This window comes from Micromonospora noduli (assembly GCF_003264365.1).
In the GTDB taxonomy this organism is placed as follows: domain Bacteria; phylum Actinomycetota; class Actinomycetes; order Mycobacteriales; family Micromonosporaceae; genus Micromonospora; species Micromonospora noduli.
Genome location: NZ_PYAK01000017.1, coordinates 57999 through 76700 on the forward strand (window position 1 = coordinate 57999; position 18702 = coordinate 76700).

The following is an 18702-nucleotide window of genomic DNA, read 5'->3' on the forward strand; positions in this document are numbered from 1 at the left end:
CTGATCGACTGTGATCGACTCGGCATCCTGGAAGTCGGGGCTTCCCGGACCGCAGGTCACCCCGACTTCAAGGAACGCGAGTGGATCAGGCCCCTCAGAGGACGGCGCGCAGCGCCACCAGATCGTCGTCGCTGGGCTCCCAGGTGCCGGCGGCGGCGTTGGCACGTACCTGCTCGGGCGTGGTGGCACCGGCGATCACCGAGGTCACCGCCGGCTGGGCGGCCAGACCGCCGATGGCCACCTGGAGCATCGTCAGACCCCGCTCGGCCGCGTACGCCTCGATCGCCTCGATGGTGTCCCAGTCGGCAGCGGCGAGCCGCTCCGCGTACCGGCCACCGCCGGAGAGCCGGCTGCCGGCGGGCGGCTGAGCCTCGCGCTTGTACTTGCCGGTGAGCAGACCGTTGGCTAGCGGGAAGAACGGCAGCATGCCGAGGCCGAACCGCTCGCACGCCGGGATCACCTCGGCCTCCACCGAGCGCTCCAGCAGGCTGTAGTGGTTCTGGGCGCTGATGAAGCGGGACCGACCGTTGGACGAGGCGACCCAGTCAGCGTCGGCGATCTGCCAGCCGGCGAAGTTCGAGTTGCCCAGGTAGCGGACCTTTCCGTCCCGGACCAGGTCGTCCAGGGCGGCGAGGGTCTCGTCGATCGGGGTGCCCGGGTCGGGCTCGTGCATCTGGTACAGGTCGATGTGGTCGGTGCCGAGCCGGCGCAGCGACGCCTCCACAGCGCGGGCGATGTAGCGCCGCGCACCACGCGCGCCGTAGTCCGGCCCGTTGAGGCCGTTCATGTCCATGCCGAACTTGGTGGCCACCACCACGTCGTCCCGACGTCCCTTGAGCGCCTGCCCGAGCAGCTCCTCGGAACCGCCCTGCGGCTCGCCGTAGATGTCGGCGGTGTCGAAGAGGGTGATCCCGGCGTCCAGCGCGGCGTCCACCACCGCCCGGGTGCCGTCGAGGTCGAGTTTGCGGCCGAAGTTGTTGCAGCCGATGCCGACCACGGACACCACGAGCCCGGAGTCGCCCAGCCGGCGATAGGTCATCTCAGTCACGAGATCCACCCTATGCCCGCCCGGCGCGGACCACCTCGGCGGCGGCTCAGCCGACCACCTCGGTGACCAGCTCGCGGGCGGCGTCGATGGTCGCGACCAGCTCGGCGGGACTACGGCCGACGGCTCCGAGCAACGCCTGCGCCCGCTGGGTGAAGTTCGGCGGAGCACCGGGCAGTCGCCCAGCGGCGGCGATCATCCCCTTCTCGTTGACCAGCCACCGGCCCGTCCGGGCGTGCAGCACCTGGGCGAGCACCCCGACCGTCCGGAACAGGCAGCCGGCGACGTACCCGCTGTCTCCGCCGACGGCGGCCTTGGCCGCGCCGGTGAGCAGAAAACCGGCCTCCCAGCCGCCAGCGACCAGCGCGTCGGCCAGCGCGGGCGGATAGTCCCGGGTCTGCTCCTTCAGCCGGGTCAGCTGGCCGGTCGGGTCCGCCAACACCTGACACAACGCCACCTCGCCGACGTAGGCGGACGAGTAGAACCCGAGTGGGTGCCCGGCCTGCACCCCGACCTCGTACCGGCCGGCCCGACAGTCCGCCCAGACGCGGTGCACGCGGTCGAGGTCCCGGTAGATCCAGTCCACGGCGGCCCCGCCGATCCGCAGCCAACCACCCCCGTCGACCCAGGGACCCCAACCACCGGGGGCGGTGAGCGCGACGTCGGTGTCGTCGGCGACCGTCGCGGCGACCGCACGCAGCGCCGGCACGTCCAGCTCACCCCGGTAGTAGAGACCCAGGTCCCAGTCGGAGTCCGGGCGCTGCTCGCCGCGTGCCCGACTACCGCCGAGCGCCACGGCGACCACCCCGTCGACGCCGCACAGCCGGTCGGGCAGGTCGGCGGGGATCACCCCACGTCCCAGACCGGTTCCGGGGTCTCCACCACCTCGCTGTCGCCTCGGAACAGCACGAACCGGTCGAACGAGCGGGTGAACCAACGATCGTGGGTAACCGCGATCACCGTCCCCTCGAAGGCGGTCAGGCCCGCTTCGAGCGCTTCCGCGCTGGCCAGGTCAAGGTTGTCGGTGGGCTCGTCGAGCAGCAGCAGGGTCGCCCCGGACAGCTCCAGCAGCAGCACCAGGAACCGGGCCTGCTGCCCGCCGGAGAGCGTGCCGAAGCGCTGGTCGCCCTGCGCGGCCAGCTCGTAGCGACTGAGCACACCGATCGCCGCGTGCCGGTCCATCCCGGTGCGGTGCTCGTCACCCCGCCAGAGGATCTCGACGAGCGTCTTCGACATCAGCTCCGGCCGGTCGTGGGTCTGGGAGAAGTGCCCGGGGCGGACCCGGGCACCGAGGCGAGCCGTCCCCTCGTGCGCCACCGGAGCGAGCGCGCCCGCGCCGTCGACCGGCCCGTTCGCCGGGTCCGGGTCGGTGCCGCCACGGGCCAACAGTCGCAGGAAGTGCGACTTGCCGGTGCCGTTGGCACCGAGCACCGCCACCCGGTCGCCGTACCAGATCTCCAGGTCGAAGGGGAATGTCAGGCCGTCGAGCTCCAGCTGCTCGCAGACGACCGCGCGCTTGCCGGTCCGCCCGCCGCTGAGCCGCATCCGGATGTCCTGGTCCTTCGGCGGTACGGGCGGCGGCCCGGCCTCCTCGAACTTGCGCAACCGGGTCTGCGCGGCCTGGTACCGCGAGGCCAACCCGTCGTTGTACGCGGCCTTCTGCTTGTACATCAGCATCAGCTCGCGCAGCTTCTGGTGCTCCTCGTCCCAGCGCCGGCGCAGCTCGTCGAGGCGGGCGTGCCGAGCCACCCGGGCCTCGTGCCAGCTGGCGAAGCCGCCCGGGTGCACCCAGGCGCTGCCACCCTCGACGGCGACCACCCGGTCGGCGCTCTGGGCCAGCAGCTCGCGGTCGTGCGAGACGTAGAGCACCGACTTCGTCGACTCGCGCAGTCGCGCCTCCAGCCAGCGTTTACCGGGCACGTCGAGGAAGTTGTCCGGTTCGTCGAGCAGCAGCACCTCGTCCGGGCCGCGCAGCAGCAACTCAAGGGCGAAGCGCTTCTGCTGGCCACCGGAGAGGGTACGCACCGGACGGTCCCGTACGGCGTCCCACGGCTGGCCGAGCACGATGGTCGCGACGGTGTCGAAGAGCACCTCGGCGTCGTACCCGCCGGCCTCGCCCCAGGCGCCGAGCGCATCGGCGTACGCCAGCTGGGCCTTGCCCGCGGCGTTGCTGAACTTGCCGAGGGCCTCGGCAGCCCGCATGGCCGCCTCGGTCTCGCCGAGCCGCCGGCCGGCATCGCGAAGCGCCGGCGGGGCCAGCGACAACGCCAGGTCGGCGAGGGTCGACTCGTCACCGATCATGCCGATGAACTGACGCATCACACCCAGCCCGCCGGCGCGCGCGACGACGCCGCTGCGCACCGGCAGGTCGCCGGCGACCATCCTCAGCAGCGTCGTCTTTCCCGCGCCGTTCGGCCCGACCAGGGCAACCTTGCTGCCCTCCCCGACCCGGAACGACACGTCGGCGAAGAGTTCCCGACCGTCGGGCAGGATGTGCCCGACCGCTGCCACGTCCACGTATCCCACGCCGGGATCCTGCCCCAGTGAGGGTCGGGGGGTACATCCAATTACCGGGTGACGCGCAGCACCCGGAAGCCCTTTTGGCTGGCGTACCGCTCGACCTGCCAGCTCTGCTCGGTGAGCCAGCGTTGCAGCGAGTCGCCGCCGAGGTGCCGGGCGACGACCAACCAGCCGACGCCGTCCGGGGCGAGTCGGGGCAGCCAGCGCAGCAACAGGTCGTGCAGCCCGTCCTTGCCGATCCGGATGGGCGGGTTCGACCAGATCTGGGCGAAGCGGACGTCGTCCGGAACGTCGTCCGGCGCGCTGACCCGGACCCGGTCGGCGGCGCCGACCCGGGCCGCATTGGCGGCGGTCAGCTCGCGGGCCCGGGCGTTGACGTCGACGGCCCAGATGGTGGTGGTGGGCGCGAGGTCGGCCAGCACGCAGCTGATCGGCCCGAACCCGCAGCCGAGGTCGAGCAGGTCGCCGGCGGTGTCGGCGGCGGGCAGCTCGGCCTTGCGCAGCAGCACCGCGGTGCCCGGGTCGAGCCGGCTGGCGGAGAACACCCCGCCCGCCGAGGAGAGCCGGTAGTCGCGGTCGGCGACGGAGAACTCGACCTCGCGCGCCGGGGCGTCGCTGGTGGGCTGAGCGGTGAAGTAGTGGTCGCCGGTCACCCGGCAATTCTCGCACCGGTCCGGGGCGGACCTGACACGGCCCACACGCACATTTCCCCGATATTACCCCCTAAAGGGACAATGGCTCCTACTCTGGGCGACATGGTGTATCGGTACCAGTCCGATGAGGACGCTTTCGAGGAGTACCCGGAGCCCGGGTCCGACCTGTCGGTGCTCGCCGCCGGTCCGCCCCCGGCGGCCGGACCCTCTCCGTCGCGCTTCCCCACGCCGTCGCTGCCCCGGCCGAACCAGCTCTCGCTGCCCTCGTCGCAGCCGGCGCCGGCTCGTGCCAATGTGCCGCAGCCCGGTCCGGCCGCCCGCGCCGATGCGTCGCAGCCGCTGCCGACACGTGGCGACATCCCGCCCGCCCCGCCGCGCAGCCAGGTCTACACCTCGGCGACGTCGGCGGAGCCGCCCACCCGGCGCGGCGGCGGCCGACTCTGGCAGGTACTGATCGGCGGTGCAGCCGTCCTGGTGCTGCTCGCCCTCTGCGGCCTCGGCGCCGCCGCGCTGCTCATCGACCGCGGCGAGCAGCCGCAGAGCAACCCGACGTACCAGCCGAACGCCGCCCCGACGTCGGCACCGGCGGAACGGCTGGCCCTCGACTCCCGGGACACCGACCAGGCCCCGCTCACCGCCAAGGAGCTCTTCCCCGGCAAGGAGCTGAAGCTCACCGACGGTCAGCCGAGCTACCAGGTGCTCAAGACCCAGTCCAGCGGCAGTTGTGCCGTCGCCTCCACCGACGAGGTGGCCGACCTGCTGGTCCGGCTCGGCTGCAACCAGGTCGTCCGGGCCACGCTGAGTACGCCCGACGACAGCCACCTGGTCACCGCCGGCCTGTTCAACCTCACCGACAAGGTCAGCGCGGAACGAGCCCGAGACCGGCTCCGGCAACTGCTCGACGATCGGCAGGGCCGTTTCCGTGGCCTCACCGCCGACGACGCCGACGGCACAGATGTCCTGGCCAGCGCTCCGGCACGCGTCGGCTGGCAGGTCCGTGGCCACTACCTGGCGTACGCGCTGGTGGTCCGCAAGGACGGGGCGGCGGTCAAGGCGGGTGACGCCAAGGTCCGCGAGATCCTGTTCGACATGATCGAGCTGCACCTCAGCCGGGGCGTGCTGCAGAGCCGGGCCGACGGTGGCACCGCCGCGCAACCGACGACGGCACCTACCGGCAGCAACGCCAACCAGGGCGATCTGCCGGGCAACTGACAGTGCGGACGGTCAACCCTCGATCGGGACCCGCAGCCGGCGGGTGAGGGTGGCGCGGTGGGCGTACTCGGCTGGATCCGCCGGGTAGCCGACGGCGACCAGGGTCAGCCCGCGGGCGGGGGCCACTGTCACCTCGCTGGACCGCTCCCGCTGGGTGAGCAGTGTGCCCGGCCACTCGACCGGGCGGCGGCCGTCCCCGGCCACCAGCATGGCTCCCACCAGGCTGCGCACCATCGCCTGGCAGAACGCGTCGGCCTGCACGGTGGCGACCAGGATGCCGTCCGGGTCGCGACGCCAGTCCAGCCGTGTCACCTCGCGCAGCGTGGTCGCGTGCTCCTTGCGCCGGCAGTACGCGGCGAAGTCGTGCTCCCCCACCAGCCCGGTCGCGGCGGCGTTCAGCGCGGCCAGGTCCAACGGCTTCGGCCAGGCCAGGACCTCGTGGCGGCGCAACGGCTCGGCACCGAAGGGCGCATCGGTGACCCGGTACTCGTAGCGCCGGAAGGTGGCCGAGAACCGGGCGTCGAAGTCTGCCGGTACCTCGGTCATCGCCCGTACCCGCACGTCGGTGGGGAGCAGCCGGGCCAGGCGACGCAGCAGCCGTCCCTCGTGCTGCCGCCACACGTCCACGGGCAGGTCCATGTGGCACACCTGCCCCGTGGCGTGCACTCCCGCGTCGGTCCGCCCGGCCACCGTCAGCCCGGTGGCCGTACCGGCGCCCAGGACCAGGTCCAGGGTCTCGACGAGCACCCCCGCGACGGTGCGCCTGGTCGGCTGGGCCGCCCAGCCGGAGAAGTCGGTGCCGTCGTACGAGACGTCCAGCCGCAGCCGGATCCGCTCGTCCACCTCGTACCTCCTGTTACGGGTCGGGCCCGACACCCCGATGGGGTGCCGGGCCCGACAATGCCCTTGATCAGGCCTTGTTCTCGGTGGCCTCGTCGCTGTCCTCGCGGGCGGCGTCGGTGTCACCGGACGCCGACACCGGCGCCTCGGAGTCCTGGTCGGCCGGAGCCGACTTCGGGGCATCCTCGGCCGGGGCGAGCGCCTCGACCTTGTCCTGCTGCGCGGCCTTGCGGGCGGCGGTCTTCTTGTTCGCCTTCGGCTCGGCGACCTGAAGCTCCTCCACCAGCTCGATGATGGCCATCGGCGCGTTGTCACCCTTGCGCGGACCGGTCTTCACGATCCGGGTGTAACCGCCGGGGCGGTTGGAGTACCGGGGCGCGATCTGGTCGAACAGGGCGTAGACCACGTCCTTGTCCTTGACGACACCCAGCACCCGACGCCGCGATGCGAGGTCACCGCGCTTGGCCTTGGTGATGAGCTGCTCGGCCAGCGGGCGCAGCCGCCGGGCCTTCGTCTCGGTGGTCTGGATCTTCCCGTGCTGGAACAGCGCGGTCGCCAGGTTGGCCAGCATCAGCCGCTCGTGCGAGGGGCTGCCGCCGAGGCGGGGGCCCTTGGTGGGCGTGGGCATTTTTGGTGCTCCTCAGTTGTGGCGGCAGCGCGGACTAGAGCTGCTCGGTCTCGCGGTAGTCGTCGGTGTCGTAGTCGGCCTCGCCGAAGGTGTCCACGACGTGCGCCGGGTCGAAGTTCGGAGCCGAGTCCTTCAGCCCGAGACCCATCCCGGCGAGCTTCATCTTGACCTCGTCGATCGACTTCTGACCGAAGTTGCGAATGTCGAGGAGGTCGGCCTCGGTACGCCCGATGAGCTCACCAACGGAGTTGATGCCCTCGCGCTTGAGGCAGTTGTAGGAGCGGACGGTGAGGTCCAGCTCCTCGATCGGCAGAGCGAGGTCCGCCGCCAGCTGGGCGTCCTGCGGGGACGGCCCGATGTCGATGCCCTCGGCGGTCTCGTCCAGCTCCCGGGCGAGCCCGAACAGCTCCACCAGCGTCGAACCGGCGGAGGCCAGCGCGGTACGCGGACCCATCGACGGCTTGGTCTCGACGTCGATGATCAACCGGTCGAAGTCGGTGCGCTGCTCGACACGGGTCGCCTCGACGCGGTACGTCACCTTCAGCACCGGCGAGTAGATCGAGTCGACCGGGATCCGGCCGATCTCGGCGCCGGACTGCTTGTTCTGCGCCGCCGTCACGTAGCCCCGGCCCCGCTCGACGGTCAGCTCCATGTCGAGCCGGCCCTTGCCGTTCAGGGTGGCGAGCTTGAGATCCGGGTTGTGCACCGAGACGCCGGCCGGGGGCTGGATGTCGCCCGCGGTCACGTCGCCCGGGCCCTGCTTACGCAGGTACATGCTGACCGGCTCGTCGTGCTCGGAGCTGACGCACAGCTCCTTGATGTTCATGACGAGCTCGACCACGTCCTCCTTGACACCGGGGATCGTGGTGAACTCGTGCAGCACACCGTCGATCTTGATCGAGGTGACGGCCGCGCCCGGGATCGACGACAGCAGCGTACGCCGCAGCGAGTTACCCAGGGTGTAGCCGAAGCCCGGCTCCAGCGGCTCGATGGCGAACCGGGACCGGGTCTCGTTGATCGACTCCTCGGAGAGGGAGGGTCGCTGGCTGATGAGCATCTTTTCTCTTCTCTTCCGGGGCGCCCGCTATTTGACGCCCACGACACAAACTGTTCCGGTGGCCCGCCCCGAGGGGCGGGCCACCGAACGAGCTCGGACTACTTGGAGTAGAGCTCGACGATCAACTGCTCCTGGACCTGCGTGTCGATGACCTGCCGGGCCGGGAGGGAGTGCACGAGCACCTTCATCTGGCTCGGGATGGCCTCAAGCCACGCCGGAACCGCCCGCGAGCCGGCCTGAGCCTGCGCGACGATGAACGGGGTGAGCTCCTTGCTCTTGCCCCGAACCTCGATGATGTCGTGCTCCTTGACGCGGTACGACGGGATGTCGACCTTCTTGCCGTTCACCGTGAAGTGACCGTGCTTGACCAGCTGGCGGGCCATGTCCCGCGAGTGGGCGTAGCCGGCCCGGTAAACGACGTTGTCCAGCCGCGACTCGAGGATCTGCAGGAGGACCTCACCGGTCTTGGCCTGCTTGCCAACGGCTTCCTCGTAGTAACCGCGGAACTGCTTCTCCAGCACGCCGTAAACCCGGCGGGCCTTCTGCTTCTCACGGAGCTGGAGCAGGTACTCCGTCTCCTTGGTGCGGCCGCGGCCGTGCTGCCCGGGCGGGAACGGCCGGGACTCGAACGGGCACTTCGGACCATCGCACTTGCTGCCCTTGAGGAACAGCTTCATCTTCTCCCGCCGGCAACGGCGGCAGTCTGCACCGGTGTAACGAGCCATCTCTCTCTACCTCTCAGACCCGGCGACGCTTCGGCGGACGGCATCCGTTGTGCGGCTGCGGGGTGACGTCGGCGATCTGCCCGACCTCAAGGCCCACGGCCTGCAGCGAACGAATGGCGGTTTCCCGGCCGGAGCCGGGGCCCTTGACGAACACGTCGACCTTGCGCATGCCGTGCTCCATGGCGCGACGCGCGGCAGCCTCGGCGGCCAGCTGCGCAGCGAACGGAGTCGACTTGCGGGAGCCCTTGAAGCCGACCTGGCCAGCGGAGGCCCAGGAGATGACCGCACCGGTCGGGTCCGTGATGGACACGATGGTGTTGTTGAACGTGCTCTTGATGTGCGCCTGCCCGTGGGCGACGTTCTTGCGTTCCTTGCGCCGGACCTTCTTTACAGCGGCTCCGGCACGAGCCTTCGGTGGCATAAGTCTGTGCGCTCCTAGTTGACTTTCCGGATTGGGTTGCGGCCTGACCCACCTCGGCGGCGGCCGACCCCGTCATCCGGTTAAGAACTACTTCTTGCCGGGCTTCTTCTTGCCGGCGACGGTCCGCTTCGGGCCCTTGCGGGTCCGGGCGTTGGTCTTGGTCCGCTGGCCACGCACGGGCAGGCCCCGGCGGTGCCGGATGCCGGCGTAGCAGCCGATCTCAACCTTGCGGCGGATGTCAGCGGCGACCTCGCGGCGCAGGTCGCCTTCAACCTTGTAGTTGCCCTCGATGTGGTCGCGGAGCTGCACGAGCTCCTCGTCCGTGAGGTCCCGAGCGCGCTTGTCCGGCGAGATGCCGGTGGCGGCGAGTGTCTCCAGGGCGCGGGTGCGACCGACCCCGAAGATGTAGGTGAGCGCGATCTCCAACCGCTTTTCGCGGGGGAGATCCACGCCGACTAGACGTGCCATGTGCGGGCGTACTCCTCGTGATGTGTGGCGGAGGTGTGGACCCGTCCCACCCCGCTACCGGCCGTCCCGTCTTTCCGACGCGGTGAGCGCCGGCGACCGGGATCGGTCGCTGCCCGAGCGGGCCCCGGCCTCCGACCGGGGGTCAGCCACGCAGAGGTACGTCTCGCGTACCGCTCGCGGCTGGGACGAGCATGTGTGATGTGTGTGTCGCTGGGGATCTGCCTGGACCAACGCCACCCGGCCGTGCTCCGGCCGGACGGGCTGAGTCAGCCCTGGCGCTGCTTGTGGCGCGGGTCGCTGCAGATGACCATGACCCGGCCGTGCCGGCGGATAACCCGGCACTTCTGGCAGATCCTCTTGACGCTCGGCTTGACCTTCACGGTTGCCTTACTTCCCATCTGGCCCGGCTACGCGCTCTGCGCGACGCCGGACGTCGAAGACGGACACGGGACTTCCCGGCCGCCGTCAGGACTACTTGTAGCGGTAGACGATGCGCCCGCGGGTCAGGTCGTACGGCGAGAGTTCGACGACGACCCGGTCCTCCGGAAGAATGCGGATGTAGTGCTGCCGCATCTTGCCGCTGATGTGAGCCAACACCTTGTGGCCGTTCGCGAGCTCCACCCGGAACATGGCGTTCGGCAGGGGCTCGATGACCCGACCCTCGATCTCAATGGCTCCGTCTTTTTTCGGCATGTCCTCCGCTGTCCTGACGTCGATTGCTCCGGGCGGCCCACAACGTCTTACACGGAAATCTGATCAGAATCAGAAGCCCGCGCCAGCCGCGGCTCCAGCTCCCACCGAAGCGCAGGGTGGGCATGCCGGAGTGGACGCTGTGCGCCGATCTGAAAGTGTACGCCGGCCTGCAGTCCCCCGCCAAACCGACCACCCACCCCACGGCGCGGCAACCCAAACGGCCCCGCCCTCGGCCCTGTTGATCATGAAGTTATTGTCACGACACGCCCGCATCGGCGGCAATAACTTCATGATCAACAGGGGTCGGGGGGTGCGGTCGGGGGTCGGGGGTCAGGGGGTTGTTGGGGGCTGGTCGTCCGATTTGAGGGCGCGCTTTGCCTGCTTGCGCTCTCGGCGGCGTTGGCGCTTGACGGCCTGGCGTTGGGGCTCCTTCGCGGCCAGCCCGCTGACCGTGCGGACCACCAGCACCGCGCCCCACGGCCCCGCCACCCAGGCCGGCCAGAAGTAGAGCAGGTCCTGGCTGAGCACCGACGTCACCGCCCAGATGGTCACCACGATGGCGATCACCCGCAGGTACGGGAACCACACCTCGGCCATCCAGCGTGCGGTGACGCCCCTGCTGGGGGCCGGATCGAGCTGGTCGCCCAGCAGGCTCACCGTCGACCCGGCAACCGGCGCCAGGCCCGACCGCTGCGCCGGCGTCACCGGCGGCAGGTCGGTGAGCAGCGCCTCAAGGTCGGCGTACGTGCGTGCCGCGTAGGCCCGCTGCAACCGCTCGTCGTACTCGTGCAGATCCAGTCGGCCCTCGTCGAGGGCGACCCGCAACCGGTCGGCCACCGCCGAACGGTCCGAATCCGCGGCTCGCATCCCGTCGCGCCCGTCCATGCCGGCAAGCATGCCACCGTCGTGCCACTCCCGCCGGAACGCCGACACCCGGTCGATCATGAAGTTGTTGCCCGCCTCACCGGCGTGTCGGGGCTATAACTTCATGATCGACGGCCGGAAGGGCGGCCGAGGCGGGATCAGGGGGTTTTTGTGGCGGCGGGCTGGCGGGCGGTCACCAGGTCCCCCAGGCGCGCCCGGCCACCGTCGAACGCGGTGAGCACCCAGACGCCGTCCGGCAGCAGCGCCATCGAGTGTTCGACGTGCGCGGCCACCGAGCCGTCCCGGGTGACGACCGTCCACCCGTCGGCCAACTCAGCCGTACGAGGGGACGCCATGGTGATCATCGGCTCGATGGCCAGGGCCATCCCGGGGACCAGTCGCGGACCCTTGCCCGGCCGACCGTGGTTGAGCACGTGTGGGTCCTGGTGCATCTCGGTGCCGATGCCGTGCCCGCCGTAGCCGTCGACGATGCCGTACCGGCCGCCCTTGCGGACAGCGGTCTCCACGGCGTGCGAGATGTCGGTGAGGCGGCCCTTGCCGCTGGCCGCGCCACGCGCCGCGGCGGCGATGCCGGCCCACATCGCGTCCTCGGCGACCTCGGCCATCTTCAGCAGCGCCGGGTCGACGTCACCGACCCCGACCGTGATCGCGGAGTCGCCGTGCCACCCGTCCAGCACCGCGCCGCAGTCGATGGAGATCAGGTCACCGGCCTGGAGCACCTGCTTCGGCGACGGGATGGCGTGCACGATCTGCTCGTTGACCGAGGAGCAGATCGACGCCGGAAAACCGTGGTAGCCCTTGAACGACGGAACGCCGCCCGCCTCGCGGATGGTCGCCTCGGCGATGGCGTCCAGATCGGCGGTGCTCACACCGGGGGCGACAGCCTCCCGCATCCGGCGCAGCGCCTCGGCCACCACCAGCCCGGCGGCCCGCATCTTCTCGATCTGGTCAGGGGTCTTCAGCTGGATGTCCAGCTGGGGACGACGCATGGAGCGTTTACCTTTCGTTGCCGAACAGCGGGGCACATAACGCGTACCCCGCTGTTCGCACTCTATCCGCCGTGGCCCGGCCGGACCTCAGCCGCCGTACGACCGCAACGCGTCGATGGCCCGGGTGGTGACGTCCTCCACCGGCCCGGTGGCGTCGATCCCGACCAGCTTGCCCTGAGCGCCGTAGTAGTCGACCAGGGGTGCGGTCTTCTCGCTGTACTCACGAAGCCGCGTGGCGATCGTTTCCGGCTTGTCGTCGTCGCGCTGGAACAGCTCGGCGCCGCACCGGTCACAGATGCCGGGCCGGGTGGTGGCGTCGAACTCGACGTGCCAGATCTTGCCGCAGCCCCGGCAGGTACGCCTGCCGGAGAGCCGCCGGATCACCTCGTCGTCGTCGACGACCAGCTCCAGGACCAGATCCAGGGCGGTGCCCAGATCGGCCAGGAGCTTGTCCAGAGCGGCCGCCTGCGGAGTCGTCCGCGGGAAGCCGTCGAGCAGGAAACCCTCGCTGGCGTCGGGCTCGGCCAGCCGGTCCCGGACCATGTTGATGGTGACCTCGTCCGGAACCAGCTCGCCCGCGTCCATGTACCGCTTCGCCTCGACACCGAGCGGCGTGCCCTGGGTGACGTTCGACCGGAAGATGTCTCCGGTCGAAATCTTCGGCACCGAGAGGTGCGCGGCGATGAACTCGGCCTGCGTGCCCTTGCCCGCGCCCGGCGGGCCAACCAGAACGAGTCTCATCTACCGCAGGAACCCTTCGTAGTTCCGCTGCATGAGTTGGCTCTCGATCTGCTTCACGGTCTCCAGACCGACGCCGACCATGATGAGCACAGCGGTGCCGCCGAACGGGAAGTTCTGGTACTGCTGGTTGTCCAGCCAGATGAAGAAGAAGTTCGGCAGGATCGAGATGACGCCGAGGTAGAGCGCGCCCGGCAGGGTGATCCGGCTGAGGATGAAGTCCAGGTAGTCGGCGGTCGGCTTGCCCGGGCGGATACCCGGCACGAACCCGCCGTACTTCTTCATGTTGTCCGCGACCTCGGTCGGGTTGAACGTGATCGAGACGTAGAAGTACGTGAAGAAGATGATCAGCAGGAAGTAGACCGAGATGTAGATCGGGCTGCTCGGGTTGACCAGGTTGTTCTGGATCCACGACTGGGTCTTGCCCGGGTCGGTCTGGTCGAAGAACTGCAGCGCCAACTGCGGCAGGTAGAGCAGCGACGAGCCGAAGATGACCGGGATCACACCCGCCTGGTTGACCTTGAGCGGGATGTAGGTCGAGGTGCCGCCGTACATCCGCCGGCCGATCATCCGCTTGGCGTACTGCACCGGGATCCGGCGCTGCGCCTGCTCGATGAAGGTGACAGCGGTGATGACCACCAGGACCAGCGCGATGACCAGGGCGAACATGTCCCAGCCCTTGCTGGTCTTGATCTGCCAGCCCTCGCTGGGCAGCCGCGCCGCGATCGAGGTGAAGATCAGGACGGACATGCCGTTGCCGACGCCGCGGTCGGTGATCAGCTCACCGAGCCACATGACCATGCCGGTGCCGGCGGTCATCGTCATCACCAGGATGGCCAGGGTCAGCCAGTCCGGGATGCCGGTGCCGGTGGGGATGATCGGGAACTGGTCGCAGCGGTTCTGGAACAGCTGACCCGAGCGGGCCAGCGCCACGAACGCCGAGGCCTGCAGCACACCGAGACCGAGGGTCAGGTAGCGGGTGTACTGGGTGATCTTCGCCTGACCGGCCTGGCCCTCCTTGCGGAGCTGCTCCAGGCGTGGGATCACGACGGTCAGCAGCTGCAGGATGATCGACGCGGTGATGTAGGGCATGATGCCCAGCGCGAAGACCGAGAGCTGTAGCAGCGCTCCGCCGGAGAAGAGGTTGAGAAGGTTCACCACCCCGGTGGTGTCACCCTGGATGGTGTCGAGGCACTTCTGCACGTTGCCGTACGAGACGCCCGGGCTGGGGAGCGTTGCACCCAGCCGGTAGACCGCGATGATGCCTACTGTGAACAGCAGCTTCTTGCGCAGGTCAGGCGTACGGAACGCACTGAGAAAGGCGGACAGCAACTTCTTCCTCCTGCGCGAGGCGGGCCGCCGGTGATCCCTGGCGGGTCGGGGTGGATCACGGGCGAGTGCCCGCAATCCATGGCTGGGATGGGACTCTAACAGCCTCACCCCGGTCCGGGCAGATGCGCCCGACTACATAAATCGATTCCGATGTTACCGGGCGCTCAGGCCCCAGGCAGACCATGGCGCCCGCCAGTTGCTCTCAACTGGACGGGCGCCATGGTCGTACGCCTTACAGCTCGGTGGTGGAGCCACCGGCAGCAGCGATCTTCTCCTTGGCCGACGCACTGAACGCGTGCGCGGACACCTGGAGCGCCACACCGCCGAGGTCCCCGGTGCCGAGGACCTTGACCGGGTGACCCTTGCGGACCGCGCCGGACTCGACGAGCTCCAGCGGGCCGACCTGACCACCATTCGGGAACAGCTCAGCGAGTCGGTCCAGGTTGACCACCTGGAAGACCACCTTGAACTTGTTCTTGAAGCCCTTCATCTTCGGCAGGCGCATGTGGATGGGCATCTGCCCACCCTCGAACGCCGCCGAGATGTTCTTGCGGGCCTTGGAACCCTTGGTACCGCGACCAGCGGTCTTGCCCTTGGAACCCTCACCGCGACCCACACGGGTCTTCGCGGTCTTGGAACCGGGCGCCGGGCGCAGGTGATGCACCTTGATCGTCATTACTCGACCTCCTCGACCTTCACGAGGTGGCTCACAGTGAAGATCATGCCGCGGATCTCGGGCCGGTCCTCCTTGACCACCACGTCGTTGATCCGCTTGAGACCGAGCGAACGCAGCGACTCACGCTGGTTGTGCTTGGTCCCGATACCGGACCGGAGCTGGGTGACCTTCAGGCGTGCCATCAGTGCGCCACCCCCGCACGCGACGCCAGCATGGCGGCCGGCGCGACGTCCTCCACCGGCAGACCACGACGCGCCGCGACCTGCTCGGGGGACTCAAGCCCCTTCAGGGCCGCCACGGTGGCGTGCACGATGTTGATCGGGTTCGACGAACCGAGGCTCTTGGAGAGCACGTCGTGGATCCCAGCGCACTCCAGCACGGCACGCACCGGTCCACCGGCGATGACACCCGTACCGGCCGAGGCCGGCTTGAGCAGCACCACACCAGCGGCGTCCTCACCCGTCACCGGGTGCGGGATCGACTGACCGATCCGCGGGACCTTGAAGAAGTGCTTCTTGGCCTCCTCGACACCCTTGGCGATGGCCGCGGGCACCTCCTTGGCCTTTCCGTAGCCCACGCCGACCGTGCCGTCGCCGTCGCCCACGATCACCAGGGCGGTGAAGCTGAAGCGACGACCACCCTTCACGACCTTGGCGACGCGGTTGATCGCGACGACCCGCTCAAGGTGCGGGGTCTTCTCGACGGGCGCGTTTCCGCGGCCGCCCTCACGGCGGTTGTCGCGGCGACCACCCTCGTTGCCACCGGACCCGCCGCCACGGCGCTGTTGACCTGGCATCAGCAGCCTTCCTTCTCTCTCGTGACGGGGTTGTTAGAACTCGAGCCCGGCTTCGCGGGCAGCGTCGGCAAGCGCGGCGACTCGCCCCGCGTACCGGTTGCCGCCGCGGTCGAAGACGACCTTGGAGACGCCGGCGGCCTTGGCCCGCTCGGCGAGCAGCGCGCCCACCTTGCCAGCCAGGGCGCTCTTGTCGCCCTCCGCACCGCGCAGCGAGGCGTCCAGGGTCGACGCCGACGCCAGGGTGTGACCCTTGGTGTCGTCGACGACCTGGGCGACCATGTGCCGCAGCGAGCGGGTGACGACCAGGCGCGGACGCTCGGCCGTACCGCTGACGTTCTTGCGGACGCGGAAGTGTCGACGCGCACGCCCAACGGCGCGCTTGGCGGCGACACCGCGGCGGCGCTTGAGCAGCGTGGCGCTCACTTCTTACCTGCCTTTCCAGCCTTGCGGCGGATGACCTCGCCCTGGTACTTGACGCCCTTGCCCTTGTAGGGCTCCGGCGGGCGGATCTTCCGGATGTTGGCGGCGACCTCACCGACCTGCTGCTTGTCGATGCCAGCCACGTGGAACAGGGTCGGCCGCTCCACCGTGAAGGTGATGCCCGCCGGGGCGGGGACGACCACCGGGTGCGAGAACCCGAGCGCGAACTCGAGGTCCGAACCCTTGGCGGTGACCCGGTAACCGGTGCCGGCGATCTCCAGGCTCTTGCGGTAGCCCTCGGTGACCCCGACGATCATGTTGGCAACCAGCGTACGGCTCAGGCCGTGGAGTTCCTTGGCCTTGCGCTCGTCGTTCGGCCGGTTGACGCTCAGCTGCCCATCCTCGGCCCGCTCGACCGTGATCGGCTCGGCGAGGGTGTGCTGGAGCTGGCCCTTGGGGCCCTTGACCTTGACGGTCTGCCCGTCGATCGTGATGTCGACGCCGGCTGGCACCGGGATCGACTTACGTCCAATTCGCGACATTTCTACCTGTCTCCCGTTACCAGACGAAGGCGAGGACTTCCCCGCCAACACTCCGCTTGCGGGCCTGCCGGTCGGTCAGCAGCCCCTGGGACGTCGAAATGATCGCCACGCCCAGCCCACCGAGCACCCGCGGGAGCCCGTCCGACTTGGCGTACACCCGGAGACCGGGCTTGGACACGCGCTTGATGCCGGCCAGGCTCCGCTCGCGGTTCTGGCCGTACTTCAGCTCGACGACCAGTCGCTTGCCGACGGCGCCCTCCTCGGGCTCCTCGACCGACCAGGTGGCGATGTAACCCTCGGCCTTCAGGACCTCGGCGATGTTCGCCTTGATCTTGGAGTAGGGCATCTTCACCTGATCGTGGTACGCCTGGTTGGCGTTACGCAGACGCGTGAGCATGTCTGCGATCGGGTCGGTCATCGTCATGGATTTCGTCAGCCTTTCTCGCCGGGGTTCCCGGGGCATCAGCCCCGGGCCTACGGCGAAGAGCAATACCTAATCGGTGCAGGAGTTCCCGGCCGACGGCCGGGACGCGGTCGCCCTTACCAGGAAGCCTTGGACACGCCCGGCAGCTCACCGCGGTGAGCCATCTCCCGGATGCAGACCCGGCAGAGCCCGAACTTGCGGTAGACCGCCTTCGGACGCCCGCACCGCTGGCAGCGGGTGTACGCGCGAACCGAGAACTTCGGCTTCGCGGCCGCCTTGATGATCAGCGCCTTCTTGGCCATCTCAGTTCTCCTTGAACGGGAAGCCCAGGAGCTTGAGCAGCGCCCGGCCCTCGTCGTCGGTCGTGGCGGTCGTGACCACCGTGATGTCCATGCCCCGCTGGCGATCGATCCGGTCCTGGTCGATCTCGTGGAACACCGACTGCTCGGTCAGACCGAACGTGTAGTTGCCGTGCCCGTCCAGCTTGCGCCCGTCCAGGCCGCGGAAGTCGCGGATACGCGGCAGCGCGATGGAGAGCAGCCGGTCCATGAACTCCCACATCCGGTCGCCGCGAAGGGTGACCTTCGCGCCGATCGGCATGCCCTCGCGGAGCTTGAACTGCGCGATGGACTTGGTCGCCCGCCGCACCTGCGGCTTCTGGCCGGTGATCGTGGCGAGGTCGCGGACCGCGCCGTCGATCAGCTTGGCGTCGCGAGCAGCCTCGCCGACACCCATGTTGACGACGATCTTGACCAGCCGCGGCACCTGCATGGGGTTGCCGTAGCTGCGCTGCTCACGCAGCTGGGCCACGATCTCGTTGCGGTACCGCTCCTTGAGGCGCGGCAGGGTCTTTTCGGTAGCCGTGGTCATCACAGGTCCTTACCGGTGCTACGCGCGATGCGGACCTTCTGGCCGTTGTCGTCGATCCGGTAACCGACGCGGGTCGGCTTGCCGTCGGAGTCCAGGACCTGCACGTTCGAGACGTGGATCGGGGCCTCCTGAGTGACGATGCCGCCGGTCTTGGCGCCACGCTGGGTGGTGCTGATGCGGGTGTGCTTCTTGACCCGGTTCACGCCCTCGACCAGGACCTTGTCCTGCCGCGGGTAGGCCTGAATGACCTTGCCCTTGGCACCCTTGTCCTTGCCGGCGATGACGACGACCGTGTCGCCCTTCTTGACCTTCACGGTCACAACACCTCCGGCGCGAGGGAAATAATCTTCATGAACCGCTTGTCCCGCAGCTCCCGGCCCACCGGGCCGAAGATACGGGTTCCACGCGGGTCCCCGCCGTCCTTGATGATGACGGCGGCGTTCTCGTCGAAGCGGATGTACGAGCCGTCCGGACGCCGCTTCTCCTTGGCGGTGCGAACGACGACAGCCTTGACGACGTCGCCCTTCTTCACACCAGCACCCGGGATCGCGTCCTTGACCGTGGCCACGATGACGTCGCCGATGCTCGCGTAGCGCCGACCCGAGCCACCGAGAACCCGGATGCACAGGATCTCCCGAGCACCCGTGTTGTCGGCGACGCGCAGTCGCGACTCCTGCTGAATCACGTCTATCTCCTATGTCTGCCGGTTCTCCGGCCGCCGTAGCGGCCGGAGCCTGGCGGAACCTACGCCCGACGCAACGCCGGGCG

27 protein-coding genes are annotated in these 18702 nt (G+C 69.2%); 1 reads left to right on the forward strand and 26 read right to left on the reverse strand.

The annotated features are described in order from the left end of the window. Positions 1-94 precede the first annotated feature (94 nt). Genes GUI43_RS15620 through GUI43_RS15635 form a run of 4 tightly spaced genes read right to left on the reverse strand, consistent with a single transcriptional unit; the run spans position 95 to position 4218 of the window. Positions 95-1057, reverse strand: coding sequence for an aldo/keto reductase (locus GUI43_RS15620; RefSeq protein WP_181541888.1), 963 nt, complete (start codon positions 1055-1057; stop codon positions 95-97). A 37-nt stretch (positions 1058-1094) separates the two neighbouring features. Next, on the reverse strand, positions 1095-1895 hold the full coding sequence (locus GUI43_RS15625; protein ID WP_112699130.1) for a nucleotidyltransferase domain-containing protein: 801 nt from the start codon (positions 1893-1895) through the stop codon (positions 1095-1097). Beyond that, positions 1892-3571, reverse strand: coding sequence for an ABC-F family ATP-binding cassette domain-containing protein (locus GUI43_RS15630; protein WP_112699131.1), 1680 nt, complete (start codon positions 3569-3571; stop codon positions 1892-1894). The genes GUI43_RS15625 and GUI43_RS15630 overlap by 4 nt, the downstream gene beginning before the upstream one ends. Before the next feature lie 41 nt (positions 3572-3612). Beyond that, positions 3613-4218, reverse strand: a complete 606-nt coding sequence (locus tag GUI43_RS15635; RefSeq protein ID WP_112584830.1) for a class I SAM-dependent methyltransferase — start codon at positions 4216-4218, stop codon at positions 3613-3615. 102 nt (positions 4219-4320) lie between these two features. Between GUI43_RS15635 and GUI43_RS15640 the strand changes: the two genes are divergently transcribed. After that, the gene (locus GUI43_RS15640) at positions 4321-5430 is read left to right on the forward strand and encodes a hypothetical protein (RefSeq protein WP_249037762.1); all 1110 of its coding nucleotides are present in this window, start codon (positions 4321-4323) and stop codon (positions 5428-5430) included. A 12-nt stretch (positions 5431-5442) separates the two neighbouring features. Here the strand turns inward: GUI43_RS15640 and truA are convergent, their stop codons facing one another. The 22 genes from truA to rplN all read right to left on the reverse strand — a co-directional run bounded on the left by truA (position 5443) and on the right by rplN (position 18619). Beyond that, positions 5443-6273, reverse strand: coding sequence for a tRNA pseudouridine(38-40) synthase TruA (truA, locus tag GUI43_RS15645; RefSeq protein WP_112699133.1), 831 nt, complete (start codon positions 6271-6273; stop codon positions 5443-5445). Between the two features lie 67 nt (positions 6274-6340). Beyond that, a complete protein-coding gene (rplQ, locus tag GUI43_RS15650) occupies positions 6341-6898 on the reverse strand; it encodes a 50S ribosomal protein L17 (RefSeq protein ID WP_112699134.1) in 558 nt (185 codons plus the stop codon). Positions 6899-6932: 34 nt separating this feature from the next. After that, positions 6933-7955, reverse strand: coding sequence for a DNA-directed RNA polymerase subunit alpha (locus GUI43_RS15655; RefSeq protein ID WP_007465227.1), 1023 nt, complete (start codon positions 7953-7955; stop codon positions 6933-6935). Positions 7956-8053: 98 nt separating this feature from the next. Next, complete coding sequence (rpsD, locus tag GUI43_RS15660) at positions 8054-8680, reverse strand: 30S ribosomal protein S4 (RefSeq protein WP_112584822.1); 627 nt, start codon at positions 8678-8680, stop codon at positions 8054-8056. 13 nt (positions 8681-8693) lie between these two features. Beyond that, positions 8694-9101 carry a 30S ribosomal protein S11 gene (rpsK, locus tag GUI43_RS15665; RefSeq protein WP_030329919.1) on the reverse strand — a complete coding sequence of 136 codons (408 nt, stop codon included), beginning with the start codon at positions 9099-9101 and terminating at the stop codon, positions 8694-8696. An 87-nt stretch (positions 9102-9188) separates the two neighbouring features. Then, positions 9189-9569, reverse strand: coding sequence for a 30S ribosomal protein S13 (gene rpsM, locus GUI43_RS15670; RefSeq protein WP_030329917.1), 381 nt, complete (start codon positions 9567-9569; stop codon positions 9189-9191). 266 nt (positions 9570-9835) lie between these two features. Then, positions 9836-9949, reverse strand: coding sequence for a 50S ribosomal protein L36 (gene rpmJ / locus GUI43_RS15675; protein WP_088952025.1), 114 nt, complete (start codon positions 9947-9949; stop codon positions 9836-9838). A gap of 91 nt (positions 9950-10040) precedes the next feature. Next, positions 10041-10262: a translation initiation factor IF-1 gene (gene infA / locus GUI43_RS15680; protein WP_007073013.1), complete on the reverse strand. Its 222-nt coding sequence runs from the start codon at positions 10260-10262 to the stop codon at positions 10041-10043. Positions 10263-10592: 330 nt separating this feature from the next. Beyond that, on the reverse strand, positions 10593-11147 hold the full coding sequence (locus GUI43_RS15685) for a DUF1707 SHOCT-like domain-containing protein (RefSeq protein ID WP_112584909.1): 555 nt from the start codon (positions 11145-11147) through the stop codon (positions 10593-10595). A gap of 137 nt (positions 11148-11284) precedes the next feature. Then, a complete protein-coding gene (gene map, locus GUI43_RS15690; protein WP_091402377.1) occupies positions 11285-12136 on the reverse strand; it encodes a type I methionyl aminopeptidase in 852 nt (283 codons plus the stop codon). 87 nt (positions 12137-12223) lie between these two features. After that, positions 12224-12877: an adenylate kinase gene (locus GUI43_RS15695; protein ID WP_088950228.1), complete on the reverse strand. Its 654-nt coding sequence runs from the start codon at positions 12875-12877 to the stop codon at positions 12224-12226. After that, positions 12878-14206: a preprotein translocase subunit SecY gene (secY, locus tag GUI43_RS15700; RefSeq protein WP_112584818.1), complete on the reverse strand. Its 1329-nt coding sequence runs from the start codon at positions 14204-14206 to the stop codon at positions 12878-12880. It abuts the gene before it with no gap. A gap of 232 nt (positions 14207-14438) precedes the next feature. After that, a complete protein-coding gene (rplO, locus tag GUI43_RS15705) occupies positions 14439-14882 on the reverse strand; it encodes a 50S ribosomal protein L15 (protein ID WP_112584816.1) in 444 nt (147 codons plus the stop codon). Further along, positions 14882-15064 (reverse strand): 50S ribosomal protein L30, encoded by a 183-nt coding sequence (rpmD, locus tag GUI43_RS15710; RefSeq protein ID WP_007465262.1) that lies wholly within the window; start codon positions 15062-15064, stop codon positions 14882-14884. Before rpmD ends, rplO begins: the two co-directional genes overlap by 1 nt. Next, entirely contained in the window at positions 15064-15678 is a 615-nt protein-coding gene (gene rpsE, locus GUI43_RS15715) for a 30S ribosomal protein S5 (RefSeq protein WP_074314587.1), read from the reverse strand. Before rpsE ends, rpmD begins: the two co-directional genes overlap by 1 nt. A 33-nt stretch (positions 15679-15711) precedes the next feature. Then, a complete protein-coding gene (rplR, locus tag GUI43_RS15720; RefSeq protein WP_091402381.1) occupies positions 15712-16101 on the reverse strand; it encodes a 50S ribosomal protein L18 in 390 nt (129 codons plus the stop codon). Then, the gene (rplF, locus tag GUI43_RS15725; protein ID WP_091402383.1) at positions 16098-16640 is read right to left on the reverse strand and encodes a 50S ribosomal protein L6; all 543 of its coding nucleotides are present in this window, start codon (positions 16638-16640) and stop codon (positions 16098-16100) included. The genes rplR and rplF overlap by 4 nt, the downstream gene beginning before the upstream one ends. Positions 16641-16656: 16 nt before the next feature. Beyond that, positions 16657-17064, reverse strand: coding sequence for a 30S ribosomal protein S8 (gene rpsH / locus GUI43_RS15730; protein WP_007465270.1), 408 nt, complete (start codon positions 17062-17064; stop codon positions 16657-16659). Positions 17065-17180: 116 nt separating this feature from the next. Further along, positions 17181-17366 carry a type Z 30S ribosomal protein S14 gene (locus tag GUI43_RS15735; protein ID WP_007465272.1) on the reverse strand — a complete coding sequence of 62 codons (186 nt, stop codon included), beginning with the start codon at positions 17364-17366 and terminating at the stop codon, positions 17181-17183. 1 nt (position 17367) lies between these two features. Beyond that, complete coding sequence (gene rplE / locus GUI43_RS15740) at positions 17368-17934, reverse strand: 50S ribosomal protein L5 (protein ID WP_091402385.1); 567 nt, start codon at positions 17932-17934, stop codon at positions 17368-17370. Further along, positions 17934-18254 carry a 50S ribosomal protein L24 gene (gene rplX, locus GUI43_RS15745; protein ID WP_172899047.1) on the reverse strand — a complete coding sequence of 107 codons (321 nt, stop codon included), beginning with the start codon at positions 18252-18254 and terminating at the stop codon, positions 17934-17936. Before rplX ends, rplE begins: the two co-directional genes overlap by 1 nt. Continuing rightward, complete coding sequence (gene rplN, locus GUI43_RS15750; protein WP_007073026.1) at positions 18251-18619, reverse strand: 50S ribosomal protein L14; 369 nt, start codon at positions 18617-18619, stop codon at positions 18251-18253. Before rplN ends, rplX begins: the two co-directional genes overlap by 4 nt. Positions 18620-18702: the final 83 nt, after the last annotated feature.

Coding starts and splice junctions, on each gene's coding strand:
- GUI43_RS15640 (WP_249037762.1), top strand. CDS start 4,321: ATGGTGTATCGGTACCAGTCCGATGAGGACGCTTTCGAGGAGTACCCG.
- rplQ (WP_112699134.1), bottom strand. CDS start 6,898: ATGCCCACGCCCACCAAGGGCCCCCGCCTCGGCGGCAGCCCCTCGCAC.
- GUI43_RS15655 (WP_007465227.1), bottom strand. CDS start 7,955: ATGCTCATCAGCCAGCGACCCTCCCTCTCCGAGGAGTCGATCAACGAG.
- rpsD (WP_112584822.1), bottom strand. CDS start 8,680: ATGGCTCGTTACACCGGTGCAGACTGCCGCCGTTGCCGGCGGGAGAAG.
- rpsK (WP_030329919.1), bottom strand. CDS start 9,101: ATGCCACCGAAGGCTCGTGCCGGAGCCGCTGTAAAGAAGGTCCGGCGC.
- rpsM (WP_030329917.1), bottom strand. CDS start 9,569: ATGGCACGTCTAGTCGGCGTGGATCTCCCCCGCGAAAAGCGGTTGGAG.
- infA (WP_007073013.1), bottom strand. CDS start 10,262: ATGCCGAAAAAAGACGGAGCCATTGAGATCGAGGGTCGGGTCATCGAG.
- GUI43_RS15685 (WP_112584909.1), bottom strand. CDS start 11,147: ATGGACGGGCGCGACGGGATGCGAGCCGCGGATTCGGACCGTTCGGCG.
- map (WP_091402377.1), bottom strand. CDS start 12,136: ATGCGTCGTCCCCAGCTGGACATCCAGCTGAAGACCCCTGACCAGATC.
- GUI43_RS15695 (WP_088950228.1), bottom strand. CDS start 12,877: ATGAGACTCGTTCTGGTTGGCCCGCCGGGCGCGGGCAAGGGCACGCAG.
- rplO (WP_112584816.1), bottom strand. CDS start 14,882: ATGACGATCAAGGTGCATCACCTGCGCCCGGCGCCCGGTTCCAAGACC.
- rpmD (WP_007465262.1), bottom strand. CDS start 15,064: ATGGCACGCCTGAAGGTCACCCAGCTCCGGTCCGGTATCGGGACCAAG.
- rpsE (WP_074314587.1), bottom strand. CDS start 15,678: ATGCCAGGTCAACAGCGCCGTGGCGGCGGGTCCGGTGGCAACGAGGGT.
- rplF (WP_091402383.1), bottom strand. CDS start 16,640: ATGTCGCGAATTGGACGTAAGTCGATCCCGGTGCCAGCCGGCGTCGAC.
- rpsH (WP_007465270.1), bottom strand. CDS start 17,064: ATGACGATGACCGACCCGATCGCAGACATGCTCACGCGTCTGCGTAAC.
- GUI43_RS15735 (WP_007465272.1), bottom strand. CDS start 17,366: ATGGCCAAGAAGGCGCTGATCATCAAGGCGGCCGCGAAGCCGAAGTTC.
- rplE (WP_091402385.1), bottom strand. CDS start 17,934: ATGACCACGGCTACCGAAAAGACCCTGCCGCGCCTCAAGGAGCGGTAC.